The 13,387-nt window shown below is 50.4% G+C and carries 7 protein-coding genes; 4 read left to right on the top strand and 3 right to left on the bottom strand.

What is annotated here, in order from left to right; genetic code table 11:
- The first annotated feature begins 100 nt into the window (after positions 1–100).
- The 4 genes from ACQZ5K_RS17410 (at position 101) to ACQZ5K_RS17395 (ending at position 8,856) form a co-directional block, all read left to right on the top strand.
- Positions 101–1,320 (top strand): IS3-like element IS1312 family transposase gene (locus ACQZ5K_RS17410; protein ID WP_086558194.1). Its coding sequence is split into 2 segments (ribosomal slippage): positions 101–443 and positions 443–1,320, totalling 1,221 coding nucleotides; the frame shifts between segments, so codons are not numbered across the junction.
- A gap of 155 nt (positions 1,321–1,475) precedes the next feature.
- Positions 1,476–2,546, top strand: coding sequence for a mannose-1-phosphate guanylyltransferase/mannose-6-phosphate isomerase (locus ACQZ5K_RS17405; RefSeq protein WP_448740958.1), 1,071 nt, complete (start codon positions 1,476–1,478; stop codon positions 2,544–2,546).
- Positions 2,547–2,737: 191 nt separating this feature from the next.
- Complete coding sequence (locus ACQZ5K_RS17400) at positions 2,738–7,606, top strand: FkbM family methyltransferase (RefSeq protein ID WP_448740957.1); 4,869 nt, start codon at positions 2,738–2,740, stop codon at positions 7,604–7,606.
- A gap of 11 nt (positions 7,607–7,617) precedes the next feature.
- On the top strand, positions 7,618–8,856 hold the full coding sequence (locus ACQZ5K_RS17395; RefSeq protein ID WP_448740956.1) for a class I SAM-dependent methyltransferase: 1,239 nt from the start codon (positions 7,618–7,620) through the stop codon (positions 8,854–8,856).
- A 171-nt stretch (positions 8,857–9,027) separates the two neighbouring features.
- Here the strand turns inward: ACQZ5K_RS17395 and ACQZ5K_RS17390 are convergent, their stop codons facing one another.
- The 3 genes from ACQZ5K_RS17390 to ACQZ5K_RS17380 form a co-directional block, all read right to left on the bottom strand.
- Positions 9,028–10,422, bottom strand: coding sequence for a class I SAM-dependent methyltransferase (locus ACQZ5K_RS17390; protein ID WP_448740955.1), 1,395 nt, complete (start codon positions 10,420–10,422; stop codon positions 9,028–9,030).
- 361 nt (positions 10,423–10,783) lie between these two features.
- Positions 10,784–12,844, bottom strand: coding sequence for a sulfatase-like hydrolase/transferase (locus tag ACQZ5K_RS17385; RefSeq protein ID WP_448740954.1), 2,061 nt, complete (start codon positions 12,842–12,844; stop codon positions 10,784–10,786).
- 359 nt (positions 12,845–13,203) lie between these two features.
- The coding region (locus ACQZ5K_RS17380) for a hypothetical protein (RefSeq protein WP_448740953.1) at positions 13,204–13,387 on the bottom strand (184 nt) is incomplete at its 5' end.

The following is a 13,387-nucleotide window of genomic DNA, read 5'->3' as shown; positions in this document are numbered from 1 at the left end:
CGGCGATATCGGGAAACCAACGTTTGAGGTTCTGTAATGGCCCCATAAATATCCGGACACGATCTCCCACTTAACAAGTGTGCGAGGTAATGTGCCCATTATGACCAGTCACAGTCCTAAGATAGAAGTCCTGTCCGGCCCTGAGCGCCGCCGTCGCTGGTCGACGGCAGAGAAGCTCGCCATTATTCAGGAAACATATGAGCCGGACGCAACCGTGAGCATCGTTGCTCGGCGTTACGGTATCCAGCCGAACCAGTTATTCACTTGGCGTAAGCTTGCCACCCAAGGAGCTCTGACGGCAACTGCTGCCGAGGAAGATGTCGTTCCAGCATCCGAATATCGCGCCCTTCAAAACCAGGTCAAAGAACTACAGCGTCTGCTCGGCAAGAAGACGATGGAAGGCGAGATTCTCAAAGAGGCGCTTGATATCGCCACCGGCCCAAAAAAACACCTGTTGCGCTCGCTGTCATTGCCGAAGGGAAGTTCCCGATGACGGCCGTGTGCGAGACTTTTGGTGTTGCCCGGTCAAACATGGCGGAGCGGGTGAGACAGCGTCCTTCCAAAGCCCGTGGTCGGCCGCCGTTTGCGGATGATGATCTCGTCGATGAAATCAAAGCGATCATCTCCGAGATGCCAACCTATGGATACCGCCGGGTTCATGCGCTTCTACGCCGTAAAGCCCGTTGGGAAAGCCGCTCATGGCCGAACGTCAAACGCGTTTATCGGGTGATGAAGGTGCATGGCCTGCTTCTCGAACGCCATACTGGAGCCATTGATAGCCGTCGCCACGATGGTCGTGTCGCTGTCGCTCAATCGAATTTGCGTTGGTGCTCGGACGGTTTCGAAATCGGCTGCGATAACAAAGAAAAGGTCCGCGTTGCCTTTGCGCTCGACTGCTGTGATCGCGAGGCAATTGCCCATGTCGCCACTACTGAAGGCATCAAAAGCGAAGACGTTCAGGACCTTGTCATCACGGCCGTCGAAAACCGCTTCGGCCGCATCAATATCCTTCCTAAGCCCATCGAATGGCTGACTGATAATGGATCGTGCTTCATTGCGTCAGACACGAAATCGCTGCTGCTGGATATCGGGATGGAGCCTCGCACGACGCCGGTCCGCAGCCCACAGTCCAACGGAATGGCTGAAGCCTTCGTAAAGACGTTCAAGCGCGATTACGTCTCGGTCAATTCCATTCCGGACGCCAAAACCGTCATCGCCCAACTGCCATTGTGGTTCGAGCATTACAACACGCTTCACCCGCACAAAGCTTTGGGATATCGCTCACCGCGCGAGTTCTTAAACCGTCAAACAGAAATCTGATCCTGTCCGGTTTTTATGGGGCAACTCCAGGTTCCGGCAGTTGCGTCAAAAGCGCAAACGCGCATATCTATCTACCGAACTCGGATAAAAGTGGGGATAGCCCCAATGACAACAAAGCGCTGCGATGTGCTACCACCAATAAATCGAGAGCATATATGAAAGATAAGGTTGTTCCTATTCTTCTCGCCGGTGGCGTTGGGTCTCGCCTTTGGCCGGTGTCCCGAGACAATCTACCTAAGCAATTCCAGCCCCTCGCGGGGTCAGTTTCAACGTACCAAGAAACGTTGAAACTAGTGGCCGATGCGAACATTTATCGCTCGCCCGTTATCGTTACCAACGAGCGCCTGGGAACGCTGGCAAAAACTCAAGCGGAAGCAGTTGAGCAACAGGTCAGTATTGTGCTCGAGCCTGCGCAAAGGGACAGCGCCGCAGCGGTCGCAGTCGCAGCACTCGTAGTCGAGGAGCACGCACCTGGTTCAATCGTGCTTGTGCTAGCAACAGATCACATCATCTGGGACGAAGAAAGATTCTCCGATTGTGTCGTGTCCGGCATTGACGCGGCAAGATCAGGAAAAATCGTGGTCTTCGGACTTGAGCCAGCTGAACCGCGGACAAACTACGCCTACATCAAGCCCGGACGATCCCTCGAGGGATTTGCAGACGTTGCGAGCGTCGAGGCCTTCGTTGAAAAACCCAACGCCGAACTCGCCCTAGACTACATGCGGAAGGGCTTTTTGTGGAACTCCGGCAACTACTTGTTCAGGACAGACATAATTATATCCGAATTTGGCAAATATGCTCCGGACATTCTAACGTCATCTAGAAATTCATTACGAAAATCAAAATATATTGGTGAATTCATTCAAATTGACAAAGTACAATTCGAGTCATCCCCCAAAAAATCACTGGATATTGCTTTAATAGAGCATTCAAATGCCGTCGCTGTGATTACCGGCAGATTTCGTTGGTCGGATATAGGATCCTGGGACACAATTTGGACAGCACTACCCAAAGACGAAAACGGAAATGTAGTGATGGGAACCGCGACAGTCTATGACTCGGCAGGATGCCTCATACATTCACATGGAGTACACACCTCTATAATAGGTCTCGAGAACATAATCACGATTTCAACGCCAGACGAGATATTGGTGGTAGCCAAGGATAGAGCTCAAGACGTCAAACAGCTTGTGGACAAATTGAAGGAAAAATCACCGATTAAATAGCAGATGCATCCAAACGCATCAAAGCATGTTATGGCGGTTTTTTCTATATGGGGAATATCGCTTCGTCTGCCTGAGTTTTTAAAGGGAAAAGAACAGGCGCAGATTTTCTGCCCGTAGGGACCGAGTTCTTCTGTTTCCCCTACGCGTGTCAGTGTGGAGTAGAATGACGTGAAGTCTAGAAGGAGTGGTTAGTGCTGATATCTTATGCGCAGAACGGTGAAGATATTCTACTGTGGAGAGCATTGAATCAAATTGCCGTAGGCTTCTATGTCGACGTCGGAGCAAACGATCCGGAAGAAGATTCCGTTACCAAGCTTTTTTATGACAAGGGCTGGCGAGGAATCAATATCGAGCCCTCCTCCGAGGTTTTTAGCCGTTTGAATGCAGCTCGACCACGCGATATCAACCTACAATGTCTTGTCGGCGCGGAAGATAGTGAGCAGACGTTTTATGAAACGACGACAAGGGGATGGGGAACTTCTGCAAGTGACGTGGGAGAAGAATATGTCGGCCAGGGTTTGGCAAAGCGAGTTACACTGCAACAAAGATCACTAAATTCTATACTTTCAGATTACTGGGATCGCGAAATTCACTTTTTAAAGATAGACGTGGAAGGGGCTGAGGGCGAGGTTTTGCGGGGCCTCGACTTGCGACGTTTTAAACCCTGGATACTCGTTGTAGAAGCCCTGGACCCCATCTCTCGTCTTTCCAGAACCGAGGGATGGGAAGAAAACGTTCTTTCTCACGGGTATAAGAAAGTTTTCTTCGACGGGCTCAACAATTATTATGTGCACGAAACTCATTGCGATCTGGAGCAGTTTCTTTCGACGCCAGCGAATGTTCTGGACAACTACCAGATAAACTCTCTATCCAAATTGGTTTTCCAATCCCAATCACAAGATGACGAAATCAGAAGCCTAACTTCACGTCTGGACGCAGGCATCATCGAAAACTCTCGATTAACCGCAGAAAATTCTCGGCTAACCGAAAAAGCCGATCAACTAAACGCGTTGATTTCCAGCCATAGAACTGATTTCGCCAGCGACCTGCCGGAAAAAACTGTCCGCCTTAAAATAGCGATCCCCGACACCGGGGGAGAGGAATACACAAAGCTTTACGTGACCGTGCATAGAGAATATGGCATCGTTGGTGTCGAGCCGATCAAATTCAAGCTTCGCGATATCTGGCCGCGATCGGTTAAACGTGCGGTTCATGCGACGTGGGATCCCTTGCGAGATTCCATTCGCCAAGGGAAAATCATTCCCAGCCGTAAAATCTGGCCAGCACCTTTCAAAAGCGCTTTTCACGCAACTTGGGACCCAGCGAGAGATTTTATTCGTTACGGACGATACAATCGCGTTCTAGTCTCAAGCCGTAAAATCTGGCCACGACCGGTCAAACATGCGTTTCATGCAACATGGGATCCAATAAGAGATTTCGTGCGTGATGGGCAATTGGACAAAATACTCGTTACCAGCCGTAAAATTTGGCCTCGACCAATCAAGCGCGCCTTCCATGCTGCCTGGGATCCGATAAAAAAACATCTGAGAAAACCGGCCGTAGAAAAGACAGTGGCGGCGGCACCTATGCGCCGCTCGAAGACTTTCAAATCGATAACCCAAAGAAATGAAGCCGTCATTTTTCTATTTGTAGGCCATACGGTAAACTGCAACACCAATACTGGCGTTCAGCGTGTTGTGCGTGGGTTGGCGTCCGGCCTTATCCGAGCAGGAAAAACCGTTCGGTTCATCAAGTGGGATGAAGCTGCCGCTCGATGCGTCCTCATCAATCGGCAAGAACGAGAAACCCTCACGCTTTGGGAAGGCCCACCGATCACACCCTCTGAAGAAACATTCTATGAAAGAGACAGCCAGACGATCGTCCTCTTGAATGAAACAGAGTTTCAGCAAGGATGGTTGATCATACCTGAAGTGTTGCATTTGCACACTGATGAGGACTTGGCGCTTAACATCACGTTCTGGGCGCATCGTAACAACCTTAAGGTCGGTTCAATCTTCTACGATGCGATACCGTTGAAAAGTCCGGAATGGGCACACATTGCGCCGGCGCATCAACGATATATGTCTCACTTGCGCCTGTCCGACGCCGTTTGGCCTATCTCAAACTGGTCCGGAACCGATCTTCTTGCGTTCTGGAAAACCTATGACAAGGCAGACGCCGGCACGCTTCCAGTGTGTGAACCACTGGCTTTGCCAGGGTCGTCTTCGAGCCAAGTCCGGGTATCGGACCGATCGCCCTCGGATGAACCGTTGATCGCGTGCATCGGTACGATTGAACCGAGAAAAAACCAGCTTGCCTTGGTTGAAGCTTTTCGGACCTACAAACAACAGAACCCGGAAAGTCCCTGGAGACTTGTCCTCGTCGGTAATCTCCATCCTCTATGCGCCCCGCAAATTAACGCGGCTGTGAAGGACGGAATTATTGAGCACCATGGGCATGTATCGGAACACGCTCTTTCGGAACTTTACTCCAAATGCGCATTCACGGTGTTCCCCTCGAAAGAGGAAGGCTTTGGCCTGCCTATTCTGGAAAGCCTCTGGTATGGCAAGCCCTGTATATGCGCTAATTTTGGCGCAATGGCTGAAGTAGCGCAGGGAGGAGGTTGTGTAACCATCGACGTTACCAGCCCGAAGAAGATAGGCGGTGCCCTTAAGAAGCTTATTGAAAATCAGGAGCTTCGGCAAAAACTCATAGATGAGGCTGTCAGCCGGGAAATTTCCAACTGGGACCAATACGCAGCGAGTATTCTGAAAAACATAGCACGCTTTGCTGTTCCGTGGGCCCAAAGAGGCAAGGTGTTTTTCTGGGTCGACTCAACAGTTTCATTCCCCAAAAACACCGGAATACAACGCGTTACACGACAGCTTGCGCGTGCTCTTTGTGAAAATGGGGCCGATGTCGTACCGGTAAAATGGGATGTCACAGCCAGAAAATTCATACCGGCAAATGCTGACGACCTGACGCATCTGGCTGAGTGGGGCGGCCCCAAAGTCAGTGACTGGGGAGAATGGGAAGAGCCGCAGGAAGTGGAATACGGCTGGTTCATCATGCCCGAATTGCCGCTAAACTTCTCGCCCGACGATCAGATGACTATTCTAAAAACCGCGCAAAACGGCGGATTGAAAGCAGCCGCAGTTTTTTATGACGCAATCCCGTGGAAAATGGCCGAGTTCTATCCGCAGCACTATGCCGAGGCTCATGCCGCATACATGAGGGTATTGGCAGCATATGACGCTGTTCTCCCGATTTCGAATCATAGCGCGCAGGATTTGCTATCGTTTCTGGGGGCAGACATGGAGCGCCCATCCGGGATAGATTTCAGAGTGCGGCCCATATTGCTGCCAAATGAGTTCCCGGAAACGCCGCGTATGGAACAGGTTGAGCGGCCGCAAACCTCCACAGATGGAAGCCTAACCATTTTGAGCGTGGGAACCATTGAACCGCGGAAAAACCATCTCAAACTTGTTGAAGCCTTTAAATTGGCTCGAACGCATGCCCCCTGCCCCCTCCGGCTTGTTATAGTTGGACGTGAGGATACGAGCACCGATGGTGACGAATTTAGGGAAGCGATCAATGGTCAAACGGATATCGTCTGGGAGCAGGATACCAACGATCAAAAGCTGCACCAACTTTTGATCGAGTGTGACTTTACAGTGTATCCTTCGATTGAAGAAGGCTACGGTCTTCCCATTGTTGAAAGCCTTTGGCTCGGAAAGCCCTGCATATGTGCCAATTCCGGCGCAATGGCTGAGGTGGCCAGTGCAGGATGCTTGACGGTAGATGTCAGCGACGCGCGGAAAATTGCCGACGCAATCGTCAAAATGTGTGCCCCTGAGACGAGGGACAGGCTTGCAACCGAAGCAATCACTTCACCGGTCACGACCTGGAGAGATTATGCATTCAATGTAGCAAAACAACTCGCTGACATATGCGTACCTCCGTCCCTGGCCGAAGCCTCTGATGCACGCGAAATTTCGAAGCGGACCAGCGCTATGCTTTTGAAACCGCGCCCCAAGCTTTCGATTTGCATAAGCACATATAACAGGGCGGAATGGCTGGCGGTCAACCTCAAGAACTGGGCACGGCTCTACCCCGAGCCTCTGAAGGGTGTGGAATTCTTTGTCTGCGACAACACCTCAACCGATCACACACCCGAAGTGGTGCAGCCCTATTTGTCTCGGCCCGATTTTACCTATCGCCGCAACCCCGAAAATGTGGGCATGCTCGGGAATCTTCGCGTTACGGCAAACCACGCCAATGGTGAATACATCTGGATTCTCGGCGACGACGATCTGATATATCCCGATGCCGTGGAGCGAGTTCTTGCGGCAATTGATAAAGAGCCAGATATCGGGCTCGTCTATCTGAATTATGCCTATACGCATCTCGAAGACGCACGGAAAATTACAGATTTTGAGGAGTTTTTCCAAAATTCGACGCCAATTGTGCCGCCAGAGGATGACAGGATCGGACTGATCAAGGATATTTGTACGCGTAATGAAAATTTCTTTACCGCCATTTACACCTTGGTTTTCCGACGGGATCACGCAATCAATGCGTACTCGCAAAACACCGATGGCAGACCATTCTCAACCATGTTGACAGCTATTCCGACCACTTTTTATGTCCTGAATCACATGATGGATACAAAAGGTGTTTGGCTAGGAAAGCCGGTACTCGTCGTCAATCTCAACGTTTCGTGGATGAAATATGCGCCCCTATGGATTCTCGAGCGTATCCCGGAAGTTTACGAAGTAGCGGAATGGAGAGGCGCGGATAGCGGTGAGATGGATCGCTGGCGCATCCATACTCTTCCAGGAGCAAAAAACTTTTTTACAGAAATCCTCACGAATGACCCACTTGACAACGGGGAATATTTCGATCCACAGCGTTTTGTTAGGCGTTTCAAACACTTACAAGAATTCAAAGAGATGCGTGCCGAATTGGTTGAAACCTATACAGCCGCATCTTTCAACAATGTGCCGTGTGCATCCAAGCCCATTTCCACGGTATTTGCACACAATATCAGAAATGCATGAAGGAGCTTAGAATGACAGCGTATAGCGAAATCGATAAATGCCGAGTGGGGGGACAAAAGGATTTAGTATCCGTATTAAACCTCGGCGAACAAGCTCTGACAGGCGTTTTTCCGGCAACGAAAGAAGAAGAAGTAACAAAAGGTCCGTTGGAGCTGGTATGGAGCCCTTCCAGCGGTTTGCTTCAATTAAAGCATTCCTACGACTCCTCGGAGATGTATGGTGACAACTATGGTTATCGTTCGGGCCTGAACCAATCGATGGTAGACCATCTGAGTGCGAAGGTCGCCTATCTTGAGCGTCTCGCATCGCCGGCGCCCGGTGAGGTAATCCTAGATATCGGCAGCAATGACTGTACAACGTTGAAAGCCTATTCAACGCCTGGTCTAAAGCGTTTCGGCATTGATCCAACTGCCGGCAAGTTTGCGTCTTTCTATCCGGAGGAAATTCGCTTTGTTCCGGAGTTTTTTAGCGCTCAGGCTTATAAGACACTGACGGATCGTCCGGCTAAGATTATCACTTCCATCGCAATGTTTTACGATCTGGAAGATCCGATAAAGTTCGCTCGGGAGATCGAACAGGTTCTGGCAGACGATGGGATATGGCATTTCGAACAAAGCTATATGCCATCGATGCTGCGCTTGAATTCTTACGACACCATCTGCCACGAGCACATTGAGTATTACTCTCTCCAGGTTGTTGAAAAGATTCTTTCGGCTGCCGGCCTTCGCGTCATTGACGTTGTCATGAACAGCGTGAACGGTGGCAGTTTCGCCGTGACGGCTGGCAAGATTTCCAACAAGACGCTGAAACGAAATGATGCGGTTATCAACTGGCTTCTTGAACAAGAAGACAAGATGGGCCTATCCACACCGCGTCCTTATCGCGATTTTGAGGAGCGAGTTTTCCGCCATCGCGATGATTTAAGTCGCCTTATTCGTAGCCTGGTCGCCGATGGAAAAACGGTATTGGGATACGGCGCTTCCACAAAAGGAAATGTGGTACTTCAGTTCTGCGGCCTTACTTCCAAGGAAATTCCGGCAATTGCGGAAGTAAATAAAGAGAAATTTGGCAAATTTACGCCGGGCACACATATACCGATCATCTCCGAAGCAGAGGCAAGAGCAATGAAGCCAGACTACTTCCTCGTTCTACCTTGGCATTTCAAAGACAGTATTCTTCGTCGCGAGAAGCAGTATCTAACCGACGGAGGAAAGTTTATTTTCCCATTCCCCGAGGTTGAAATCATATAAGACAAACTATCCCTTCGGGTTGCCATCAAAATCTTCCCTTCTTGCAGAGAAGGGAAGATTTAACTAGCACTACTTTGGCAGATTAACCGACGATTAACGATGATCGGCCATCTTTGGCCCCTTAAAAGGGGGTGCGGTGGATAGTGGAGCAGAATATTGCACTGGTGGATTTCACGGCAATTGGCTGAACTGAAACAACGTCCGCCCTGAATGGGACACCATTTGTTTTCGGATTACCCGCGCCTGCTGTTTAAGCAAGTTATCAAAATTATCAGCATCATAGTCTGGAAAGATGTCCTCTCTCAGCGCCAGCATCTTCTGAACTGTTGGATCTGATTTTGGAACAAATTCCACTACACCTGTGGGCGCAATGGACAGCAGCCATTCGATAAATGATGCCAAAGGGACGTTATGCGCGATCGCAAGATGGTGTTCAAATGCTAGAGCCAAAACTCCATCTGCACGGAAGCGCTGACTAAAGCTGCTCCGTTCTTGATTCATCCAGCCCTGATTGGGTGACGGGTTGCGGGCGTCGAGAAATAGTGGCGTGAAACTGAGTTTCTTCTTCAGTGCCGTATGATAGGCCTGATCAATCGCTTGAACATCGAAATCAAACCCAATCACGCTTCGGGCGCCCGCTGCTAACGCCCGTTCAGAATATTCTCCGGTGTTGCAGCCTAGATCGATAACAGAAAGTGGCTGCGAATCCGCGACATATGCCGAGACAAATTGATGTTTCGCTTCGCGTTCAGCATCGTTGTACGTATTGGTGAGGGAGTAATCCGCCCATACGGTCTTCCGCTTATCTCCGGGAACAAGCGATGAAATCCACTTTCGTAGTTGTCGAAGCATCCCAACAAAGGCCTGTTTTGGCAACTTTTTTCCGGCGATGGAAATCTTCGTCGCATCACCAGATGTTCCTGACTGAAAGCTATTTTGCAGTACAACGTTAGTTAGCGTGTTCCAAGAAAGCTTCCTGCGCGTCGGAAGTATCGCTGCCATATCCGCCACTGACACACCCTCCATCGAGCCCCGGTACCATGCGTTATGGGGACGGCCGACATAAGCACGGAGAAGCAAGGGGTTGAGGAATTGCTCGCAGAACTGGCGATGCGCACTCCAAAATTCTCCGTCGCGGTAGGGGCGGATAGAGAGATGGTCAATAAAGACGGGAGTAACACCGCGAAATTGCACATTGTATGCTGTCGCGTCCGTCAATGTGAAGTCACGTTGCAGAAGATAGAGATGCAGATCGATATGAAACACCGCCGCTGCCTTCAGCAACTCGAACGACCATTCATAGGGATATGTGATCCACTGCAGACGCTCGATCTCCAGCGTATATCTGTCGGTGCCACCACCTGGACACTCCTTGAGAATAGGGACCAGCCATCCCTTCTCTGACAAGTCTTGAAACATCTGCGCATCGCGCGCGGCCTCGTAGCCGCTGGCGCCGAATTCAGTTACTGTACGGTATAAACGTCCGTTGAGCTCGAAAACATGCCCGGCTGGATCCCGAAATGATCCAGGAACTTGTGAGCCCTCACCAATGAAAACATCGACCATTTGATTATCTGTGGTCTTCTGTCTGGTCAGGCTTCTTTCCCGTAAAAAACGATTTCACCCGTTGAAGATATATCGATCCCGTAGCGAGCGCGACAGCTGCGCCTCCGAGTATTGCCTGCAATACAATACTCCCGGTACCCGGGTCCAAATAGGCATAGGCGTTGCTGGTGAGTGACATCAAGAAAAGACAGATGATGCTAGGAAACGTTACAATTTTCATGGAATAATCCTCTCTGTGTTGATCACGCAGGAGTTTACCGCGCGGCGCTGCAGGTGTCTGTCACCAAACTGTCACACAATCACTACGAAGGTGATTGCCTAAAGATCAATCTACAGCCGCAAGTGAATTGGAGGATTTCCCCTAGTTTGTCAGAGAAATCGAGCGGATGCCAACACCGAGTTTTCGCGCATCGATCGACAACCCCAAATCAGAAGGAGACTTGGGGTTTGATGGGCGAAACTCCAAGCCCACAATCGACTCGCCTGCTTCAACTGGCACCGACAGATCGCGATCATTCTCCTCAGGAGTAAAACGCACCTCGGTGAGATACTTACCGTTTTTGTAAATCGATACGATCTGCTCCGGCAGCGCCACGGGCAAGACGAACCCGGTCATCGAGACGTTCAGTGCTGATGGCCTCTCCTCCCGCGCAATACGGATCGCGACATACGAACTTTGAGAAGTTGACCAGACACCCCAAGGTTCGGGCTCTCCCCATCCAGTTGCGACACAAGGACAGTCGGCACTTCCAATGTTGCCAATATCGTCTCCGCGCCGAAACTCGCGTGCATCTGACCAAGAAGTTTGCAAAAACATATTGCCGGAAACGGTGTATCTCTTCAGTTTAGGTATAGCCTCGAGATACCAGAAGTCGTGCTCCCATTTGTAATCATTATAAATGCGCGTTCGTGGAGTTAGCTCGCTTCCCAGGGCAACACCGTCGTTGACGATGCAGTCACCAGTAATATCACATATAGAACGAGCCAAATCGCCAATATGTGCGTCTCTGGTGTCAATATTAATCTCACCTTTGGCATTCCAGGGCTTGACCGCCAGCGTAGGATTTGCGGCACCTACCAAAAGAGCGAATGGCGTGTCCGGCATCCGGGGACTCGGAATGCTGTAATTGCTTCCGTGGTCTGCCATGATAGCAACAACCGTATTGTCGTAGACGCCTATCGATTTCATTTGGCCGAGAAGGCGGCCGAAATTCCGCAACGCACAGTGCGCCTGGCTTTCTATAGCCTCGCGAGTAGCCGGCTGTTCGCGGGCCAAATATACGCATGCGTCGTCAATGACGTAGGGTGGATGTGTGTTGAAGAGATGAATGAATTTGACGGTTGGTTTAGACGATGAGACTGCAACGCTCGAGGCCATTTCACGTAGCAACTCGTTTCCCTCAATGGCGCGATGGACAAATTCCTCGCTGAATAAGTACATCTGCGCCAACCAAGCGCCTTCATTGTATATCGCTTGCTTCAAAGCGAGAGGGGCAACGCGGAAAATTGAAAGATCAAAGACACGGGCAGCCTCCATGCGAAGAGCGGTAGGGTCCCCACCAAGTATAGCTTTGGCAGTCTCACACCTTACATCTCGGGGACAGACGCTCGTGATTGGGTTGATAAGAAGGCTTTCATATCCCCGGTCCACAAGCCTCGAGAGAAACGACTGCTCCCCGACGGCATGCTGAAAGAAATCCGCAAGCTTCGTCCCCGGCTCAAACGTCAGGCCAGAATGTATAGTGGGCATTGAAAGATAAGTTGTAGGAGCCGCGCCGACCGTGTTCGGGTACCAAGTGAACCCATCAAATTGGTCTCGCAACTCCTTATCATTTTGGAGCACAGCTTCAAACACATCCGACTGGAGCGTGTCGAGCAGAACGACGAGAATATTTTTCTCGCGATTGAGAGCCCCAAGGCTTTGTAAGTCTTTGCCGTGGATGCTGACATATGAGTGGGAGATCGAGAATGCTTGCCAGCCCATTTGCAGGACGAACACGAAGAATATAATCGTCATTACTCTAGGACGTTTCCAAGCCACAAAATACACGAGTGATGCAAGAACGATTGATACCGCTGCATCTATCACGGCGTGGGAGGGGCGGATTTCGACAGTCCATCCCGCAGCGTCCAAATCTCCAAAATTGACGGTCTGAAAGGTCCCATGTGCCCAACCATACGCGGCGCAGACGGCTAGCAAGCAAGACCAGATTTTCGCCAGCCCGCGCGGGAATATAAAAAATGGCAGCGCTATTGCAACCAGTGAAACAAGCGCCGGCAACGAGAACTCAATAAGGATGTTTGCGAATGGGTAACTGAACTCGCGTTCGTTCGGGCCATAAATCAGAGTCGGCATTCCAACGAAAAGAACGACGACAAAAAGCAACGCGGACGATAAATTGAGATATCTATATTCTTTCATGAGCCGTGCCTCCAACGCATTTTCACGCGTTAGCTACGCCACCTCCTTTATGCAACCCCTAAAATTGCTGTCAGCGTCGGCAACCCCGTTTTCAACGGGAGGTCTACCGGCTTTCAATTTCCAACATCCGAGTGTCAGTTCCGAGGTGAATGTCGGTCAGCCGGCTAAGGTTGTGTCAGACGACCTTATTCCTGATAGCGGGTTTGATACTCTTGCAAGGGACCACTCAAACGAGCGAATTTGATGAGATTGTCCCATCATCCACCTCTTTCGCTGTGGATGTTGAATCAGCTTCCGCTCGCCCCGTCACTTCACAATCGATTCATCGATCACAGGATCTGCTCTAGAGCACGTCCACTTTACTCGGGATCATATCCGCATGATTTGAAGTAGTTGGCGCATTCCTGCGGCTCGAACAGTGTGACGATGTTGATGATCTGAACCTGATCTGAACCCTTCAAACTGGACCGTTTTTGGTTAGAGTTTTCCGGTGCATTTTCCTGGCTGGGAAAGGAACGGAAGACGATGAAAGCATCGCAGTTT

Source organism: Agrobacterium sp. 22-226-1 (genome assembly GCF_053522345.1).
This window is presented reverse-complemented; position numbering and strand designations above follow the sequence as displayed.